Below are 19,319 nucleotides of genomic sequence, written 5' to 3' on the forward strand. Positions count from 1 at the left end.
GGGCTTGGTTCACGGCTTCCGCTGCAGGGCCTCGGCGAGTCCCGGCGCCTCCCGGTCCCGCTGGGACATCGATACGGCCGGCAGCGGCCATGGGATGGCGAGCTCCGGGTCGTCGAAGGCGATCGTCACGTCCTCGGCCGGATCGTGCGGGCGGTCGATCCGGTACGAGGTGTCGGCGGTCTCCGTCAGCGCCTGGAAGCCGTGCGCGCACCCCGCGGGGATGTACAGGGTCACCTGCGTCTCGCCGGACAGCTCGAAGAAGGCCCGGTTGCGGTAGGTCGGCGAGCCGGGCCGCAGGTCGACGACGACGTCGAAGACCTTCCCGTACGAGCAGCGCACCAGCTTGGCCTCACCGGCGCCGGAGCGCAGGTGCAGACCGCGCAGCACGCCCCTGGCCGACCGGGACAGGCTGTCCTGGACGAAGGCGTCCGGGTCGAGGCCCACCGAGCGGACCACGTCGGCGTCGAAGGTGCGGCAGAAGAAGCCGCGCTCGTCGGCGTACGGTGTCGGCTCGAAGAGGTACGCGCCGTCGATCTCCGGGACTTCGATCGCTTTCATGGGGTCTCCCGCAAGGCGTGGGCGTGGGCGTCGGCGTGGGTCGGGTCGGTCGTAGGGAACAGGGCCGCCGTCAAGGCGGTGAACTGGTCTTCGAGACGTCGGGCGGCGGTCAGGTTCCGCTCGGTGAGGGTCCGCCGCAGCTCCGCCGCTCGCCGTTCCAGCGCCCGGAACTGATCGAGCAGCCGGTCGGCGTCGACCTCGCGTGCCGGGTGGCAGTACGGGGCGAGGCCCATCTCGGCCATGAGCGCGTCGCTCTTGGCCGCATAGCTGAGCGCGAGCGTCGGCACGCCGACCTTCAGCGCGCAGACCAGGTTGTGGTAGCGGGTCGCCACCACGGTGTCGGCGGCGGCCATCTCCTTCATCAGGTCGGCCAGCGAGGCCGCTTCGGCGGCGGTGACCAGCGGGGAGTCCACCGCGTCGAGGATCGCGGTGACCACCGAGCCGTCGGCCTCGTCGCCGGTGAGCAGCCGGACCGGCCTGCCCTCCTCGACCAGCGCCCGGACGAAGCGGATCGTCCCGTCGAGGTAGCGCCGGTGGATCTCCTCGGCCCGGGCGCGGTCGTCGTCGCCGCCGTGGAAGGCCATGACGCCGACGCAGACCGGACCCGGCGGACCCGAGGGCGCGAGGGGGGTACCTCCCGGCCCGGTCGGAGCCGAGAGCTCGGGGGGCTGCGGCGCCGGCAGGGCGAAGGCGAGGTCCGGGTGGACCTCGTCACGCGCGGTGTCCACGCCCATCGCCCGCAGCGCGTCGCGGGACTGGGCGTCCCGGTACGACCGGAACGTGGCCAGCCGCGCCGACCAGCCGACCAGGGCCCTGGTCGCCCGGTTGCCGATCGGCGCGGCGCCGACGCCGACCAGCGCGACCCGAGTCCCGAAGAGGCGGCCGGACGCGCAGAGCAGGAACAGCGCGTACGGGAAGCCCCACGGCCGCAACGGCAGCGTGGCCTCCAGGACGCCCATGCCCGGCACGATCACCACGTCGTGCCGGCGCACCCAGGAGGCGGTGCGGAAGGCGTCGACCAGTTTTCCCAGGCCCTTCCCCGCGACCGCGCCCGCGCGTGACGCGGTCCGATACTCCCCCCGGTACCAATGCAGTCGCGTCGCGGGGATCCCGTACCGCGCCTTCACGACCTCGGGCCCGCCGCACAGCGCGTCCACGACCGCCCCCGGGTGCTGTTCCCGGAGGTATCCGAGCACGGCCTCCAGCGACCCGTCGTTGCCGAGGTTGCCCGAGCCGAGCAGGCCGAACACCCCGACACGTACCGGGGTTCCGTCCGCCGACGTCATGCCTGCCGCCTCCCCTCGCGGCCGGCGACGAGGGCGTCGACCGAGACGGTGAGGCGGGCCGGGTCGACCGGGGCGCGGTCCTCGACCCGCTCGCCGGCACCCGGCCGCACCCGGCTGGTCGCCCACGAGGCCAGGTGCCCGTAGCACGCGCGACGGTCGGCGGCGGACAGCGGCGCCCGCCGGATCGCCGAGACGAAGCCCCAGACGTACTCGGCGAGCAGCCTGGGCGTCGGGTGCAGGAGGCCTGCCCGGCGCGGGTCCAGGTTGACGCACCGGGAGCGCTTGGAAGGGTTGGCCCGCTCGGCGCGGGTGGGGTGGTCGCGGCGGAAGTACAGCAGCTCGGGCACCTGGTGGAAGGGCCCGTGCAGGCCGATCTCGGAGACGAACGTGCGGTCGGCGTGGTGGTAGCTGTCGTGCGGCTTCACCCGGCGCAGCACGTCGGCCCGCATCACCCCGTAGAAGTCGTCGCCGCCGGGCTCGAACAGCATGCTGCGGAAGCGCTCCGGCGCGTGCCGGGAGCCGGTGGCGAGCGTGTACTCGTAGGGGACCTTCACCTGACCTTCGCCGTCGATGACCGCCTGGTCGGCGTGCGCGAGGATCACCTCCGGCCGCTCGTCCAGCGCCTCCACGCAGCGCCGCAGCAGATCCCGCGCGTACAGGTCGTCGTGCGAGGCCCACTTGAACAGCTCGCCGTGGCACTCGGTGAACACGTAGTTGTGGTTCGGTGCCGCGCCGATGTTCCGGGGCAGCCGGATGTACCGGATGCGTGAGTCCTTGTCGGCGTACCGGCGGGCGATGTCCTGCGTACCGTCGGTCGAGGCGTTGTCGGAGATGACCAGTTCGAAGTCCTCGTACGTCTGGCCGAGCAGGGCGTCGAGCGATTCGGCGAGGTACTCCTCGCCGTTGTACACGGGCAGGCCGATGCTGAGCCGGGGTCGGGCGGTCATGAGGTCCTCACTTCGGGAAGGGGGTTCCGGTGGTGCTCGCGCAGGGCCGAGCGCAGGTGCAGCCACCACACGGCCGAGCCGCAGACCGTCGCGGCGGCGACGCCCCAGGCCGAGCCGACCGTGCCGGCCGCCGCCGCGCCGCCGAGCCCGCCCACGACGTAACAGGCGGAGGCGATCAGCTGGCTGCGCAGGCTGCGCCGGGCCGCGCCGAGCGCGCGCAGCCCGGCCGCCGCGCCGGTGCCGAGGCCGGCGCCCGCGACGCCGACCGTGACCGGCACGATGAGCTCCGAGGCGGCGCTCCAGACGCCGCCGAGCACGAGCTCGCCGAACCGATCGGGAACGAGCAGCAGCGCCCCGCCCCAGAGCAGCGCGGCGACGGCCTGCCCGCCGCCCAGCAGAAGGCAGAACGCGCCGAGGCGGTGCGGGGAGCGCCGCAGCACCCGTGCCGCCTCGGCGACGGTGACCAGGGACAGCCCCATCAGCACGGCGAGGAACGGGCCGAGCAGGAGCTCGGCGCCGCGGATCACCCCCACCGCGCCGACGCCGACGATCGCGCCGAGCCCGTACGCCCGCAACTGGCTCGCGCCGCTGTTGGTGACGTTCTCGACCAGGTACCGGGAGCCGAGGTCGCGGTGCTTGTCGAGCCACTCGCGCGCCCCGGTCGGCCGGGGCCGGATGCCGGACTGGAGACAGCCGTACACCGCGGCCACCCCGGCGGACGCGCCCCAGGCGAGCACGAAGGCGGCCACGCTGCCCACCCTGGCCGCCACCACCAGGGCGGGGACGAGCGCGACGCCCCACACCATGTCGTTGACGAACGCCTTCCGTCCGGCGCCGGCGGCGAAGAACGCGAACCGCCACGCGTCCTGCAGGAGCAGTCCCGGCAGGACGACGCCGAGGCAGGCGAACGCGGTCCCCACGCGGCCGCCGACAGCGAGGCCGGCCACCAGAGACACCGCGCCGAGCGCGGCGCCGACGCCGAGCGCGGTGCCCGACGACCGGGCCACCGCCGCGCGCCAGGACCCGGCCGACACGCCGCTGAAGCGCACCACGAGCGGATCGGTGGCCAGTCCGCGGGAGACGTTGAGCACCACGCCGTAGGTCACCCAGGCCAGACTGAACACGCCGAACGCGGTCAGACCCAACGAGCGCGCCACGTAGATCCCCACCGCGAAGTTGGACACGCTGGAGGCCGCCTGGTCGGCCAGTCCCCAGGACAGCCTGCCCGCGACGGCCCGCTTGGCGGTCCGCCGGTCCGCCGGTGTCGTCGTCTCCCCCTCGGTGGTCATCGGCGTCATGCCTTGATCAGCCCGGCGGCGCCCAGGGCGTCGGCCGCGACGACGACCGTGTCGAACGGCAGCCCGGACCGCTCGGCGATGTCGAGCAGACCGTGCTCGCCGTCGGAGAGGCTGAGCACCCAGAGCATGGCCATCTGGGCCTGCTTGGCGTCACTGCGGCCGCCGAGCGACTCGTACAACCCCCGCCGTCCCAGCTGCGGTTCCCCGTAGGGGCTGAGGTTGAGGTACCGCCGGTTGCGGTCGAGGACGGCGAACGCCTCGCGGCAGACGTCGAGCGTGTCCGCCATCGCCGCCGGGGAGACGAAGTCCGGGTTGTCGGCCGAGGTGTGGTACTCGGGGTAGCCGGCGTACGGGGTCCGGCTGAGCGAACCCACACCGAGATCGAACCCGGGCGAGCAGTACTGCCGCTCGTCATAGCCGTAAGGAGTGAACTCGGTGACGTGGTGCGGGCGTTCGGTGGCCGCGAGGACATGCCTCATCACCCGGTCGATCTCCGCGTCGCCGCGTCTGCTCTGCTTGTACGTCAGCCGGCCCGAGTCGCCCGCGCAGGCCAGCACGAGCCCGTGCTTGACCCGCTCGATCCGCTCCGCGTTGCGGGCCAGCCAGGTGATCGCCCCGATGGTGCCGGGCGCGTAGATGAACCGGTAGGTGTAGTACGGCGTCCCCTGCGCCAGCGCCCTGGCCAGGAACGTCGCCACCGCGATGCCCGCCAGGTTGTCGTTGGCCAGGGACGGGTGGCAGACGTGACAGGAGACGATCACCTCGTCGGGGACCTGCCCGGGGACCACGTGCTCGGCGTAGGTGAGGTGCCCGTCCGCGAGCGTGGAGTCGATGCGCACCTCGTACTCGCCGTCCGGCAGCGCGTCCAAGGTCTCCTGCGCCAGACAGAACCCCCATTCCGGCGTGTAGTAACTGGTGCGGTACGGAACCCAGCTCGGGTGGTCCGGCAGGGTGTGCAGATGTTCGCGCAGTTCGGCAAGTGGCATCGTCCGCGACACCGGCACGCTGTAGCCGAGGACGTGCAGGCTGGACGCGGCGAAGTCGACCACCCGGTTGCCGGCGGTGTCGGCGACGTACGCGTCCCGGATGTTCCACTCCTGCGGGATCGTCCAGTCGAGCACCTGCGTCCCGGTCGGCACCTCGTGCACCTGCAGCGGAACGTACTCGCCGATGATCTCCAGGGTGGCGCGCACACCGTCGCCCGTGATGCTCCGGCAGAGCGGGTACAACCGCTCCACCAGCGCGTGCATCTCCTCGCCGGTCGAGGTCATCGGCGCCACCGCAGGGTGCCGTCGACGGTGCCGGCCTCGGACGCCGCGCGCAGCACGGCAAGGCGGGTGAAGCGCCGGGTGAAGTCCTCCTGGGTCAGACCGAACGTCCGGTACGCGTCGGCGAGTTCGAGCGCCCCCTGCTTCACCGTCCACTCGCAGTCGAAGCCGGGGATCGCGGCGCGGAACCGGGCGAAGTCCACCCGGTACGACCGCGGATCGGCACCGGTCTCCCCGGTGATCACCACCTTCGAGCCCGACACCGCCTCGGCGACCTGCTCGGCGATCTCGGCGACCGTGACGTTGTTGGTCTCGCTGCCGATGTTGAACGCCCGGTCGTGCACCGCTTCGCGCGGCGCGGTCAGCGCGGCCGTGAAGGCCCGTGCGATGTCGACGGCGTGCACCAGCGGGCGCCAGGGGGTGCCGTCGGACATCACAAGGACTTCGCCGGACAGGAGCGCGTGGCCCACCAGGTTGTTCAGCACGATGTCGGCGCGCAGCCGGGGCGAGAAGCCGAAGGCGGTGGCGTTGCGCATGTACACCGGGCTGAAGTCGCCGTCGGCGAGCGCGTGCAGGTCGTCCTCCACCCGCACCTTGGACTCCGCGTACGGCGTCACCGGGCGCAGCGGCGCGTCCTCGGCCACCAGGTCGTCACCGCCCGAGGCGCCGTAGACCGAGCAGGTGGACGCGTACAGGAAGCGCCGCACTCCGGCGTCGCGGGCCAGCTCGGCGAGCCGTACGGACGCGTGGTGGTTGATGTCGTAGGTGAGGTCCGGCGCCAGCGATCCCAGCGGGTCGTTGGAGAGCGCGGCCAGATGGATCACGGCGTCCACCCCGGCCAGGTGCTCGGCCGTGACGTCGCGCAGGTCCACCCGGTGCCCGGACGGGTCCGCGGGCGGCGGGCCGAGGACGCAGTCCGCGAACAGGCCCGAGTCGAGACCGACGACCTCGTGCCCGGCGGCCGCGAGGACGGGAGCCATCACGGTGCCCAGGTAGCCCTGGTGTCCGGTCAGCAGTACGCGCAAGGTTCATTCCCCCAGGTCGAGAGTGAGTTTGGTGACGGCGAACGCCTCGGCGTAGCGCGCGTGGCATTCGATTCCGCGGATTCGTGCGAGGCCGAGGAAGGCCTCCCGGTCGTACCAGGGCCGGTGGCGTTGCGAGGGGTAGTGCTCCTGCAACAGCCGCACCTTCTCTTCGGCGATCTCCGGCGACAGCGGCTGGTACGCCGAAGGACGGCCGAGATCGCCGTCCCACTTGACGATCTCGTAGCCGAGCACCAGGTGGTCGCGGAACGCGGTGGGCATCAGCCGCGCCAGGCCGCGGTGGTCCTGGTGCGCGTCATCGGTGCGGGGCGCGAGGACCAGATCCGGATCGGTCCGCCCGCGCAGCTCCTCGACCGCGGCCTTGGCCTCCTCCCAGTGGGTGGGCATCCGGCCGTCCGGCAGCTTGAGCACGGTCAGCCGCAGGTCGGCGCCCGGACAGAAGGCGGCGAGCGCGGCCCGCTCCTCCTCCTCGCGCTCGCTGCCCCCACCGGAGAGCACCAGCGCGTCGACCCGGACACCCGGCCGGGCGAGGCACAGCGTCAGCAGCGTGCCGCCGGCGCCGATGGCGATGTCGTCGCAGTGCGCCCCGACCGCGACGATCCGCTCCAGGCGCCCGGCGCCGAGCCGGATCACGCGGTCCTCACCGAGGCGCTCGCGCTCGCTCCGTCCCGCTCCCACACCGCCCACGGGCGGTCGCCCCGGGCATAGCCGGCGTCGAGCGCGGCCCGTTCCTTCACGGTGTCGGTCGGCTTCCAGAAGCCGCGGTGCTGATAGGCCACCAGCCGTCCGCGCTTGGCCAGTTGGGCACAACCGTCGGCGACCAGGTCCCCGTTCTCCGGTATGTGGTCGAAGACCTCCTGGCGGAGCACGAAGTAGCCGCCGTTCTCCCACAGCGGCATGTCGCTCACCGCGGTGATGCCCCCCACCAGGCCGTCCTCGCCCAGGTCCACGCAGTGGAACGACGACTGCGGCGGTACCACCATCATCGACGCACCGGCGTCGCGCCGGGCGAACCGGTCGATCATCTCCGGCAGCGGGGCGTCGGTGAGCACGTCGGCGTAGTTGGCGAGGAACATCTCGTCGCCGTCCAGGTGGTGCCGCACCCGGCGCAGCCGCTCCCCGATCGGCGACTCGATGCCCGTCTGCGCGAACGTGATCGTCCAGTCGGCTATGTCGGTGGAGAGCAGCTCGGTCCGCCCGCCCCGCAGCACGAAGTCGTTGGACGTCGTCTCCTCGTAGTTGAGGAAGAAGTCCTTGATGTGGTGGGCCCCGTACCCGAGGCACAGGATGAACTCCGTGTGCCCGAAGGACGCGTAGTACCGCATGACGTGCCAGATCAGCGGCCGAGGGCCGACCATCGCCATCGGCTTGGGGATGTCGTCGGAGGCTCCGCTGCGCATGCGCAGCCCGTACCCGCCGCAGAACAGTACGACCTTCATGCCTTGACCTCGACAATGCTCAGTTCCGGGATGGGAAAGACCAGCCGGCCGCCCCAGGCGTGCACGAAGGACAGCTGCTCGACCAGCTCGTCCCGCAGGTTCCACGGGAGAACGAGGACGTAGTCGGGCCTGTCGGCGGCGATCCGCTCGGGCGGCAGGATCGGGATGCGGGTGCCCGGCGTGAACCTGCCGTGCTTGTAGGGGTTGCGGTCGACCGTGTACGGGAGCAGGTCGGGCCGGATGCCGCAGTGGTTGAGCAGGGTGTTGCCCTTGCCCGGGGCGCCGTAGCCGACGACCGTCTCGCCGCGCTCGGCCGCCTCGATGAGGAACCGCAGGAGGTCCCGGCGCACCTTGGCCACCCGGGCGGAGAACTCGGTGTAACCGGACAGCTCCTGCAGCCCGGCGGCCTTCTCCCGGGCCAGCACGTCGGCCACCCTCGTGGTCGGCTCACCGGCCACCTCGGCCGGCCGGGCCCACAGCCGGATGGAGCCGCCGTGCGTGGGCAGCAACTCGACGTCCACGAGCGCGAGTCCGCCGCTCGCGAGCGCCCGGATCGCGGACGCGACCGTGTAGTACTGGAAGTGCTCGTGGTAGATCGTGTCGTACTGGTTCTCCTCGATCAGGGTCAGCAGGTGCTGCACCTCGATGGAGACCCAGCCGTCGTCGGCGACCAGGGCGCGCAGCCCCTGGGTGAACCCGACGACGTCGGGGATGTGCGCGTACACGTTGTTGGCCACGACCAGGTCCGCCGGACCGTGCTCGGCGCGGACGGCCGAACCGGTGTCCGGGGACAGGAACTCCGTCAGCGTGGGCACCCCCGCGTCGCGCGCCGCGGCGCCGACGTTCACCGACGGCTCGATGCCGAGGCAGCGGATCCCACGGTCCACCACGTGCCGCAGCAGATAGCCGTCATTGCTCGCGACCTCGACCACGAAGGCCTCGGGGCCGAGCCCCGCCCGCTGCACGGCCTCGGTGACGAACACGCGCGCGTGCTCCACCCAGGAGGTCGAGTACGAGGAGAAGTACGCGTACTGCGTGAACGTCTCCTCCGGCGTGATCAGCGGAGGTATCTGCGCGAGCCAGCAGTCGGTGCAGACCCGCAGGTGCAGCGGGTACGCCGGTTCCGGCTGGTCCAGTTGGTCCGCGGCGAGAAAGCTCTCGCACGGCGGGGTCGCCCCCAGATCGACGACGCCGGCCAGCGCCGCCGAACCGCAGAGTCGGCAACCAGTCATCTACTGCCCCCATCCCTGCTCGCGCGGGTGCCCCGCCGCGAGCCAGTGTCTTCGTTCCCTACCGGCGGCGCGCCGCGCCCGCCGCCGGACCGCCCCGCGATCGCGGTGCGGTACTCCTCCACCAGGCGCTCAAGCCCGACGGCCGGGCTGAACCCCTGCTCGTACCGGCGCCTGGCCGCCTCGCCCATCTCCCGGTTGAGACCCGGCTCGGTCGCGACCCGGCGCATCCGGGACGCGAGCGAGGCAGGGTCGCCCGGCTGGTGCAGCAGCCCGGTCACCCCTTCGTCGACGAGTTCGACGAAGGCGCCGTGGGCGGCGGCGACGGCCGGGACCCCCGCCGCCATCGCCTCCGCGACCACCAGACCGAACGTCTCCAGGGCCATCGAGGGAGCCACCACGGCGACCGACCGCGCGACGCCCTGCCGGCACTCCGCCGGGTCCCAGAGCCCGGCGTACCGCACGTCGTCCCGGCCCGCCGCCCAGGCGGTCACCTCTCGCTCCAGCGGCCCCGCGCCGGCGATCACGAGCGGCACGCCCACCCCGCCGTCCGCGGCGATCTCGTCCCACGCGGCCATGAGCAGCCGCACACCCTTGGCCTCCGCGAGCCGGCCGAGGAAGAGCAGGTGCTCGCCGACGCCGTCGCGGCGGGTGCCCGGGTCGGGCACGAAGTTGTGCTTGACCACCAGCCGCTCGGGTGGCATGCCGGACCGCACCAGGACGTCACGCTGTGCCGCCGAGATGCAGAAGAACCGCTCCACCCCGGACCACCACCGCCGCCGGTTGACCGACAGGCTGACCGCCAGCGGAACCGTCGCCAGCCGGGAGTTCCGGTAGCAGCCGTGCCGGACGGCGGGCAGCGACGCCTTCGATCCGACGCACTCGGTGCACTGCCGGCCGTCCCGGTGCAGCGTGCCGGGCGGGCAGACCTGGGTGTAGTTGTGCAGCGTCGCGACGACGGGCACGCCGGCGTCGGCGCAGGCGGCGAGGACCGCGGGGGACAGCAGCGGGAAGACGTTGTGGACGTGCACCACGTCAGGCCGGTCGGCGCGCAGCCGGGCGGCGAGCTCCGTGCGGACCCCCGGGTTCCACGGCACAAGAAGCGGCACCGCGGCCTTCCCGAGCAGGGACCGGGCGGCGATGTCGTCGCTGCGCCGCTCGAAGACGTCGACCCGGTGGCCGGCCGCGCGCAGCAGCCCCACCTCTTCGTCGACGACCCTGTTCTCCCCGCTCGGCTGCGCCGACGAGTATCGGTTGTGCACCACAAGGACATGCATGCTCAGGTCACCTCCTGGCCCATCGAGGGATACGTCGTCGGGGGATTTCGGCCGTAGGGAGCGGCGTCGCCGCGGCCGGTGCCACGAGGAGCGAGGCGGCCAGGGCCAGATGGAGCAGATACGCCGAGGCGTCGCCGAGCCCGACCTCGGTGTACGACGAGATCGCGCAGTAGCCGATCAGGAAGATCGCGCAGGCCCTCGGCAGCGACGGTGGCCGCAGCAACGCGACCCCGCCCAGCACGGCGATGACGGCCGCCACGATGGTGACGCCGATCAGACCCTGCTCGTCGTAGACGGCCAGCCAGCTGTTGTCGATCGGCAGCCCGTCGAAGGACTTGTCGCCCAGGCCGGTGCCGAACACCTTCTCCCCGGTCGACCGGGGCTCCGCGAGGAGGGCGTCCCAGACCTTGGCCCGACCGGTGAGGTTGGCGAAGTTCTGCTGGCTCTGTCCGCGCAGGAACCACGCCCGCAGCGCGGAGCTGAACACCACGGCGGCCACCGTGGCGCACAGCACCGCCCAGGCGAAGAACCGGCGGGCGGCGGCGCTGGTCAGGATGAGCGAACCGATGGCCAGGACCAACCCGATGAGCAGCCCCAGCGTGGCCGTCCGGGTATGGGTGAACGCGAGCAGGACGAGCGACGGCACGATGACCACCACCGCGCTGGTCCTGTCGGCCCGGCGCCCCAGCACGAGCAGCACGGTGAGCCCGATGGCCACCGCCGCGTACTGCCCGATCTGCGGCGGGGTGAGCGGCCACAACGCGCCGACGAGGCGCCCGCCGTAGTACTCGGGCAGGGCCGTGCCCGGTGCGACGACCAGGCCGACGGCCACCAGCACGAGCACCGCGAAGTACATCCGGATGTGGTAGCGGACGAACGTCAGGCTGCCGTCCCACCAGCGGCTGAGCAGCCACAGAGTGCCCACGAAGAGAGCCAGCCGGGCGCAGCGGAACAGTGCGCCGAAACCGACGTCCACCTGCACGCTGGCGATCACGCTCGGCACCAGCAGCAGGGTGAGCAGGAACAGGAAGGCGCTGGCCCGGATGCGCAGCCGGGGATTGAGCGCGAGCGCCAGCGCGAAAGCGGCGACCAGCGCACCCATGGTGGCCATCTGGATGAGGGAGCGGGGCAGAGCGACGACGGTCTTCGCCCCCGCGGAGCCGAGCGTGTTGAGGCCCAGCAAGGCCCAGACGATGCCGACGGCCTTCGGGGTGCCGACGGGGCGTGGCTCGGCGGCGGACGGTGTGCCCCCCGTGTCCGGTCCGCCCGGCGGCCCGCCGTGCCTCAGGTCTCCGCCCATCTCAACCACCGGCCCGTGGGACGAAGGTGCTGCCCGCGTCCTGGCGGTACGGCGTGCCCTGCCACTGCCCGGAGGAGAGGGTCCGGCTCCGGTCGCCGGCGACGAAGCTCCACGGTCCGCGGTAGACGTTGTCGTGCCAGCGGTTCTGCTGCTGATGGGTGAGGGCGTCGGCCACCCGCCTGCCCTTGTACGGCGACCAGTCCGGCGAGGTGCCGTCGTTCGCGAAGACCGCCATGCGGCCGCACTCCGCCGTGCACCCGACGACGGACGGGTCGAGGACGAAGCGGTTGCCGTGGATGTCCACCCGCTGGGTCTTCCACCGGCAGTCGGCGTAGAGCGGCGCGGTCGCGATCGCCGGTTGTGCGCAGCGGGCGGTGTCCTTCACCAGCAACGTGCAGTATCCGGTCGACGTGTTGGCCGGGCTGTTGCAGAACCGGTCGGCGTTCTCCCACAGGGTGATCCCGTTCCAGTTGTTCTCCAGCACGTTCCCGTAGATCTCGATCCGGTCCGTGCGTGCGGGGATCCGTGGCTCGCCGCCGGCCTCGGAGACGTAGACCGTCGCGTACGGGAAGTCGTCGCCGTCCTTGGCGTACGCGCGGCCCTCGACCCAGTTGTTCCGCCGGATCGTGTTGTTTCGGATGACCGCGTTGTAGCTGGTCTCGTACATGAGCGCGGCACCGTCGTTGGCCTCCAGCAGGTTGTCCTCGATGCGGAAGTCGTTGTTGTTGTTGTCGGCCCACAGCCCGGCCCCGCGGTTGTCGTGCACCCAGTTGCCGCGCACGTCGGCGCCGTCGACGGCCCAGAACTTGATGCCCCCGGTGCAGCCGCAGCCCGGCTGCCGCCGCTCCCAGTCGTCGGTGTTGTTGCCCACGATCTCGTTGCCCTCGACCACCAGGCCACGGATGGAGTCACCGGTCTTGTACGCGTTCATCCCGTACTGTCCGTTGCCGCGCAGGCAACTGGCGCGGACCTGCTGGCGAGCACCGGCCATCAGCCCGGCACCGGAGTTGTACTGGATCGTCGCGTGCTCGATCACCCACGCGTCGGCCATGTCGTGATTGACGACCCCCTCGTCGTGCGGCGCGACGAAACGCTCCACGGTCAGGTAGCGGATGGAGACGTCGCGGGCGGTCCCGCTGAACGCGTACTGGTTGACCTTCCGGCCGTCCAGCACGGCGCCCGGCGCGCCGAGGTAGCGGTTCCCCTCCTTGGCCATGACCTGGGCATAGGGGTCCGCCTCCAGCCGGTGCGTGCCCGGCCGAAGCCAGAACGTGGTGTACGGGGGGCTGCTCTCGGTCTTCGCGGCCAGGTCGCCGACCACCGCGGGGTCGACCGTCACCGCGCCCGGCGGTGCCTTAGTGGGCCCGACGGCGGGCTTGGAGCACACGCGGGCCAGGGACGTGGCGGGCGCCCCGGACGCATCGGGCGTGGCGTGCCCGTGCCCGCCGGAGGCGTGGGAGGTGGCGGGTGCCCCGGACGGCTTCTCCGGGGCATCCGGCGTGCTCGTGCAACCGGTCGCCACCAGCAGCGCGAACGCCAACGCCCACCCCCGCCCCTTGATCCCCACCCCGCCCCCTAGCCGCGGAACCCGAGCACGGTGGTGAACCCCTGCACACCGTCGGCGAAGCCCGTGCCGACCAGCGTGGTGGTGGGTTCCTTGCGCCCGAAACCGGCGGAGTACCAGCCCAGCGGCGGAGCGGTCTCGCCGCGGTGCGCCCGCCAGGACAGCTGCCCGGGCAGGTCGAGCACAGCGGAGCGCTCCTCGCCGTCCCGGGTCCAGGTGAGCACCGCCCGGTTCCCCACCAGGTCCGCGGCGATCGCCGGGCCGAGGTGGAACGCCAGGCGCACGGGCCCGCGCTCGCCGTGCACCTCGTCGACCACGCGCAGCTCCTGGCTCGCGGCGGTCAGCTCCACCCGGCGGCGGTGCACGGCACGCTGGTAACCGTCGTGCTCGGCGCACCAGCGGACGGTCCCCCCGTCGGAGGCGCCGGACGTGTCCGCGACCAGGACGCGCGTGCGGGCGTGCCGGGTCCACAGGAACGGGCCACCGGAGACGGACTGGTCACCGCCGTCCCATTGCAGGGTGTTGTGGCCGAGGGTCGACCGGAAGTACTGCCGCCACTCCGGCTGCCCGTGGTAGCAGTACGTCCCCGGGTCGGCGAGCACGTCGACACCGTCGTGCCGGACCTCCACGGACAGCGCGTCCGCGTGGGCATGCGCGGCGATGGACAGGAAGCCGTGCGGACCACCGTCGCAGCGGCACCAGATCTCTCCCGGACCGCGCAGGATCGTCATGCCCGCGTCGGCGAAATGTGCCGGCCGGCTCGCCGGGCGGGTCACGGCCGGTGCGGTCGTGATCTTCGAGTACGGCCGGATGAGCGCGGCGAGCAGCGGGGAGCGCACGTCGGTGCCGGTCACCGTCGGCCACCAGTCGAGCCGGCCGAACACGGCGTCGCCGGTGGCGAGGAGCGAGGCCCAGCGGTCGGTGCCCGTGCCGTCCACGACGAGTCCGTGCCCGTCGTCCGCGTCGCCCTGGCGCGGCGGCCGTAACCGGCTGTCCACGACGGCCGCGAGCGCGTCGGTCATCCGCAGCAGCACCAGTCGGAGCGACGCGGGGACCGGCACGGCGGCGGCATCCGCCTCGGCCACCGCGGCCAGGCCGAGTTCGAGGACGAGTCCGTGATATTCGGTGGCCAGCTCGCGGTTGAGGCCGGAGCGGAAGGTGTTGTCGCGCAGATGCCGCTCAAGGGACCGCAGCGCGCCGAATCGCCAACGCGCCGAGGAGGGGAACCAGGCGAACGCGCAGGCCGCGGCGAACTGCCCGGCGGCCTCGGCGATGATGTGGTTGTTGGCCGACGAACCCCGGCTGGGGAAGGCGGCCAGCCAGCGCTGGTGGTGCCACACCTGGTTCACCGCCACCGGGTTGTTCTCGAACAGGCCGGCCGCGCCCGGCCAGCCGTCGAGCAGCCGGCGGATCCACACCCAGGACAGCAGCCGGATGCCCAGCTCGATGCCGCTGATCCAGTGCACGCCGCGCAGCGGCGGGTTGGCCGCCCACCACGACCGCAGGTGCTCGGCCACGCGCTCGGCGTACCGCTCGTCCCCGGTGATCGCGTAGGCGGCGGCGAGCACGGTGAGGTACTGGTGCCGGGACAGCTCCCAGATCTGCTTGACGTCCCCCGCCGCGTCCTCGTTCCGGTACGGCACGTCGAAGGCGTATCCCGACGGAGCCCGGCGCCCGGTCTTCGGGTCGTACCACCAGTCCGGGTCGGCCAGGTCGTCGCGGACCACCCCGAAGTACTCGGCGTGCCCGGCCATCAGCCGGTCCGCCTCGGCGACGAGCCGTTTCGCGGCGTCCGGAGGTATCGCGGCGATCGTCCCGGCGGGCAGTGCCGCCGTGAACCGGGCGCCGGTCACCCTCGGGCAGTCCGGCGGCCCCGACCGCCACCGGCGCCTGCGCACCGTGTCGCCCACCCGGCCGCCGACCTCCCGCGGTCCCATCCGGGACAACCGCCGCAGGTACCAGCCCGCGCTCATGGTCATCGAGCCCCCGCCAGCGTCACCGGCACGCCGCCGACCAGGGAGGCCTGTACGGCGAGGGTGGCCGCCGTCGTGGCGACGAGCGACTCCAGCGGGACCGGCATCGGACCGCCGGTCCGCACGGCCTTGACGAACGCGGCCAGTTCGGCGTTCTGTCCCTTGTCGCGGGCCTGGGGCAGGCGCGAGCTGACCCAGCGCTTGCTCCCGTAGACCGAGGCGCGGACGAAGTCGTCGAGCCGCAGCACCTTGCCGTCCGCGACGAGGTCCAGCGTCTCCTTGGGGAAGCTCGACGAGCCGGTGGTGACGTAGCTGATGGTGGCGGTGGACCCGTCCGGGTAGCGCAGCACGACCTGCAGGTCGTCGTTGCCGGACGTGGCGACCGCGTACACCGACACCGGGTCGGCCCCGAGCAGCCAGCTCGCCGTGTCGATGAAGTGTCCGCCCTCGCCGGCGAACCGCGAGCCCTCGGTGCCCTGCTGGAGGTACCAGCTGCCGTGCTGCAGCCGGCCCGCGTTGACCAGATAGCGGAGGTTCGCCGGGCCGGTCCGGACGCCGAACTGCCCCCTGGCCTGCTGCAGCAGCGGCGCGAACCGGCGGTTGAAGCCGACCTGGAGCCGGTCGTTGCCGGACTCCTCCACCGCCGCGAGGACCCCGGCCAGCTCGTCCTCGGAGAGGGCGAGGGGCTTCTCCACGAACACCGTCTTGCCGGCGAGGAGCGCCTTGCGGGTCAGTTCGGCGTGCGAGCTGTGCCGGGTGACGACGAACACCGCGTCGACGGACTTGTCGCCGAGCACGGCGTCGAGATCGGTGGTCGCCTCGGCGAAGCCGAACTTCCGCTGCGCGTTGGCCGCGGACAGCGCCGTCGTGGTGACGACGGTCGACAGCTCGACGCCCTCGCGCTTGGCCAGGTGCGGCAGCAGCATCGACGTCGCGTAATTCCCCGCGCCGACGAACGCGAGACGCACCGGCGTCCTCGCCGGGCGGGCCTGGGCGGGAAGTCCGCCGCCGCGTCGCACGGCAGGCACGGCCACCGCCGGGGCCGGTGCCTCCCCCTTCTGCTCGGGGTACCGGAACAGCACGGCCACGGCCTTCAGGTCGCCGTCCTTCAGTCGCCGGTACGTGTCGACGGCGTCGTCGAAGTCGGCGACGTGGGACACCAGGGGCTCCACGTCGACGCTGCCTCGGGCCACGAGATCGAGGAAGCACGCCAGGTTGCGGCGCTCGGTCCACCGGACATAGCCGATCGGGTAGTCCCGCCCCTCCAGCTCGTACTCCGGGTCGTAGCGCCCGGGGCCGTACGAGCGGGAGAACCGGACGTCCAGCTCCTTCTCGTAGTACGCGTTCCACGGCAGGTCCAGGCGGCACTTGCCGATGTCGACGACCCGGCCGCGGTCCCGGCACAACCGGGCGGCCAGCTCGACGGGCTGGTTGCTGCCGCCGCCGGCGGCCAGGTACACCTGGTCCACGCCGTGACCTTCGGTGAGTTCCGCGACGGCGGCCTCCACGGCCGTGGACCCGGGATCGCCGCAGGCCGCGGCGCCCAGGCGCTCGGCCAGCTCGCAGCGAGCCGGGTCGGGGTCGGCCCCGACGACGCGTACTCCCGCGGCGACGAGGAGCTGCACCACCAGCTGTCCGATCAGCCCGAGACCGATGACCAGGGCCACCTCGCCGAGCTGCGGCTCGCCGCGGCGGACGCCCTGCATCGCGATCGAACCGACGGTGCCGAAGGCCGCGTACCGCGGCGCGAGACCGTCCGGGACCTTGGCGTAGAGGTTCTTCGGCACCCAGTTCAGCTCGGCGTGCAGGGCGTGCTCGTTGCCCGCGCAGGCCACGACGTCGCCGACCTTCACGTCGTCGATGCCGGGTCCGACCTGCTCGACCACCCCGCACAGCGAATAGCCCAGCGGGGTGTAGGAGTCCAGCTTGCCCATCACCTTCTGGTAGGTGGCGGGAATCCCGTTGGTGGCCACGCTCTGCATGACCTTGGCCACCTGGTCCGGCCGGGAGCGGGCCTTGCCCAGCATCGACATGCCGGCCTCGGAGACCTTCATGAGCTCGGTCCCGGTCGATATCAGAGAGTAGGAGGTGCGGACGAGCACACCGCCCGGCTTGCACCCCGGTACCGGCACGTCGAGCACCGCGAGTTCGCCGGTCTTGTAGTTCTGTACAACCTGTTTCACCGAAGTCCCCTTGTTTCTAAGCCTTCTCGTGCGTATCCCGGCCGGACCCGGAGGTCGCGCCGCGATACCAGTACTCGAGGGTCAGCACATGCCAGAGATGCTTGGAGAAGTCCCGCTGCCCCGCGGCGTCCTCGGCGACCATGCGCGCCAGCGCGTCGCGGCGCAGGAAGCCGTTCCGGACGAGCACGCCGTCGTTCACCACCTCGCGCACCAGCGGTGCCAGATCCCGGCTCATCCAGGCCCGCAGCGGGGCGCTGAACAGGCCCTTGGGCCGGTACACGATCTCCCGGGGCAGGATCGAGGTGGCCGCCTCCTTGAGGACGGCCTTGCCCTGCCGCCCCACGATCTTGCGGTCGCCGGGCACCGCGAACGCCGCCTTGACCACCTCGACGTCCACGTACGGCACCCGCACCTCGGTCGACGCGGCCATGCTCGACCGGTCCGTGTAGGCGAGGTTCAGACCCGGCAGGAACATCCGGGCGTCGCCCAGGCACATGCGGTTGACGAAGTCGTCGAGGTCGTTGTCCTGGTAGACGTCCGTGTGCTCGGTCAGTACGTCATCGACCGTCCCGGCCAGGTCCGGATCGACCAGGGCGAGCAGTTCGTCCTGGTCGTACATGGTGTAGCTGCGTCGGAAGGCGGTCTCCTCCGGCAGGTCGGCGAAGGAGAGGAACCGCTTCGCGAAGCGCACCGAACGGTACCCCCGGCGGGCCGAGGCGACCGGCAGCCGGTCCACGGCCGTGGACAGACCGCGCCGCAGGGGCCGCGGGACCCGCTGGTAGCGCAGCGCGATCAGGTTGGCCAGGTGCTTGCGGTAGCCGGCGAACAGCTCGTCGGCACCCATCCCCGAGAGCATCACCTTGACCCCGGCCTCCCGGGCGGCCGAGCAGATGAGGAACGTGTTGATCGCGGCGGGGTCGCCGATCGGCTCGTCCAGGTGGTACGTCATCTGCGGCAGCAGGTCGAGCACGTTCGGGGCGATCTCGATCTCGTGCAGGTCGACGCCGAACCGCTCGGCCACCTGCCGGGCATAGCGCAGGTCGTCCGGCATCGCCTCGAACTTGGCGTCCTCGGCGCGGAACCCGATCGTGTAGGCGGAGATCCCGGGCAGGTCGCGGGCGGCCAGCGCGGTCAGGTAGCTGGAGTCCAGACCGCCGGAGAGGAAGGTCGCCACCGGTACGTCGGAGAGCAGGTGGCGACGGGTCGACTCCTCGACGATGGCGGCCACGTCCGGCAGCTCGCCGCTCCTGGCCCGCTCCCGGCCCTCGGCGGCGACGTCCCGGAGGTTCCAGTACCGGCCGCGCTCCGTCCGGCCGTCGGGCCGGAGCCGGAGCCAGCTTCCCGGCGGCAGCTTCTCCGCCTCGCGGTACGCGCACCGCGAGTCCGGCACCCAGTAATAGAGGAGCGAGGCCACCAGTGCCGCCTGGTCCACCTCCAGCGAACCGCCGGTCGCGGCGGCGAGCGCCTTGAGCTCGGAGGCGAACACCAGGCCCGCACCGCGCCGGAGCAGGAACAGCGGCTTGATGCCGAGCTGGTCGCGGGCGAGCACCAGCTCACCGGTGCGCTCGTCGAAGATCCCGAACGCGAACATGCCGCGCAGCCGGGGCAGGCAGTCCGTGCCCCAGCGCCGCCAGGCTTCGAGCAGCACCTCGGTGTCGGAGGTACCGCGGAAGCGCACCCCGGCGGCCGTCAACTCGGCACGCAGCTCAGGGGCGTTGTACAGCTCGCCGTTGTACGTCAGGACGAGGCCGCCCGAGACCATCGGCTGGGCGCCGGTCTCGGACAGGTCGACGATGGCCAGCCGACGGTGCCCGAGGTGCACCTCGCCGTCACCGACGGGATGGCTGTACCGGCCCGCCCCGTCCGGCCCGCGGTGGGCGAGGGTGTCGGTGAGCCGGTCGGTCACGACCTTCCCGTCCGGCCATCGGTACGTGCCTGCGATGCCACACATGTC

15 protein-coding genes are annotated in these 19,319 nt (G+C 72.3%); all 15 read right to left on the bottom strand.

Annotated elements, in window-relative coordinates:
* Window positions 1–9: 9 nt before the first annotated feature.
* Genes rfbC through asnB form a run of 15 tightly spaced genes read right to left on the bottom strand, consistent with a single transcriptional unit; the run spans window position 10 to window position 19,316 of the window.
* Window positions 10–558 carry a dTDP-4-dehydrorhamnose 3,5-epimerase gene (rfbC, locus tag OG514_RS29880; protein ID WP_266900083.1) on the bottom strand — a complete coding sequence of 183 codons (549 nt, stop codon included), beginning with the start codon at window positions 556–558 and terminating at the stop codon, window positions 10–12.
* Window positions 555–1,844 carry a polysaccharide pyruvyl transferase family protein gene (locus tag OG514_RS29885; RefSeq protein WP_266900084.1) on the bottom strand — a complete coding sequence of 430 codons (1,290 nt, stop codon included), beginning with the start codon at window positions 1,842–1,844 and terminating at the stop codon, window positions 555–557. The genes rfbC and OG514_RS29885 overlap by 4 nt, the downstream gene beginning before the upstream one ends.
* Window positions 1,841–2,791: a glycosyltransferase family 2 protein gene (locus OG514_RS29890; RefSeq protein WP_266900085.1), complete on the bottom strand. Its 951-nt coding sequence runs from the start codon at window positions 2,789–2,791 to the stop codon at window positions 1,841–1,843. The genes OG514_RS29885 and OG514_RS29890 overlap by 4 nt, the downstream gene beginning before the upstream one ends.
* The gene (locus tag OG514_RS29895; protein WP_266900086.1) at window positions 2,788–4,089 is read right to left on the bottom strand and encodes a hypothetical protein; all 1,302 of its coding nucleotides are present in this window, start codon (window positions 4,087–4,089) and stop codon (window positions 2,788–2,790) included. Before OG514_RS29895 ends, OG514_RS29890 begins: the two co-directional genes overlap by 4 nt.
* Complete coding sequence (locus OG514_RS29900) at window positions 4,086–5,369, bottom strand: DUF4910 domain-containing protein (RefSeq protein WP_266900087.1); 1,284 nt, start codon at window positions 5,367–5,369, stop codon at window positions 4,086–4,088. The genes OG514_RS29895 and OG514_RS29900 overlap by 4 nt, the downstream gene beginning before the upstream one ends.
* The gene (locus OG514_RS29905) at window positions 5,357–6,382 is read right to left on the bottom strand and encodes an NAD(P)-dependent oxidoreductase (protein WP_266900088.1); all 1,026 of its coding nucleotides are present in this window, start codon (window positions 6,380–6,382) and stop codon (window positions 5,357–5,359) included. Before OG514_RS29905 ends, OG514_RS29900 begins: the two co-directional genes overlap by 13 nt.
* Before the next feature lie 3 nt (window positions 6,383–6,385).
* On the bottom strand, window positions 6,386–7,033 hold the full coding sequence (locus tag OG514_RS29910) for a PIG-L deacetylase family protein (protein WP_266900089.1): 648 nt from the start codon (window positions 7,031–7,033) through the stop codon (window positions 6,386–6,388).
* Window positions 7,030–7,839, bottom strand: coding sequence for a glucose-1-phosphate cytidylyltransferase (locus OG514_RS29915; protein WP_266900090.1), 810 nt, complete (start codon window positions 7,837–7,839; stop codon window positions 7,030–7,032). Before OG514_RS29915 ends, OG514_RS29910 begins: the two co-directional genes overlap by 4 nt.
* On the bottom strand, window positions 7,836–9,071 hold the full coding sequence (locus OG514_RS29920; protein ID WP_266900091.1) for a class I SAM-dependent methyltransferase: 1,236 nt from the start codon (window positions 9,069–9,071) through the stop codon (window positions 7,836–7,838). Before OG514_RS29920 ends, OG514_RS29915 begins: the two co-directional genes overlap by 4 nt.
* Window positions 9,068–10,345 (bottom strand): glycosyltransferase, encoded by a 1,278-nt coding sequence (locus OG514_RS29925; protein WP_266900092.1) that lies wholly within the window; start codon window positions 10,343–10,345, stop codon window positions 9,068–9,070. The genes OG514_RS29920 and OG514_RS29925 overlap by 4 nt, the downstream gene beginning before the upstream one ends.
* A gap of 7 nt (window positions 10,346–10,352) precedes the next feature.
* The gene (locus OG514_RS29930) at window positions 10,353–11,645 is read right to left on the bottom strand and encodes an O-antigen ligase domain-containing protein (protein ID WP_266900093.1); all 1,293 of its coding nucleotides are present in this window, start codon (window positions 11,643–11,645) and stop codon (window positions 10,353–10,355) included.
* A 1-nt stretch (window position 11,646) separates the two neighbouring features.
* The gene (locus OG514_RS29935) at window positions 11,647–13,212 is read right to left on the bottom strand and encodes a right-handed parallel beta-helix repeat-containing protein (protein ID WP_266900094.1); all 1,566 of its coding nucleotides are present in this window, start codon (window positions 13,210–13,212) and stop codon (window positions 11,647–11,649) included.
* A gap of 8 nt (window positions 13,213–13,220) precedes the next feature.
* Window positions 13,221–15,188: an alginate lyase family protein gene (locus OG514_RS29940; RefSeq protein ID WP_266900095.1), complete on the bottom strand. Its 1,968-nt coding sequence runs from the start codon at window positions 15,186–15,188 to the stop codon at window positions 13,221–13,223.
* Window positions 15,185–17,365: a bi-domain-containing oxidoreductase gene (locus tag OG514_RS29945; protein ID WP_266900096.1), complete on the bottom strand. Its 2,181-nt coding sequence runs from the start codon at window positions 17,363–17,365 to the stop codon at window positions 15,185–15,187. The genes OG514_RS29940 and OG514_RS29945 overlap by 4 nt, the downstream gene beginning before the upstream one ends.
* A 16-nt stretch (window positions 17,366–17,381) precedes the next feature.
* The gene (asnB, locus tag OG514_RS29950) at window positions 17,382–19,316 is read right to left on the bottom strand and encodes an asparagine synthase (glutamine-hydrolyzing) (RefSeq protein ID WP_266900097.1); all 1,935 of its coding nucleotides are present in this window, start codon (window positions 19,314–19,316) and stop codon (window positions 17,382–17,384) included.
* Window positions 19,317–19,319: the final 3 nt, after the last annotated feature.

Source organism: Streptomyces sp. NBC_00572, assembly GCF_026341815.1.
GTDB lineage: Bacteria > Actinomycetota > Actinomycetes > Streptomycetales > Streptomycetaceae > Streptomyces.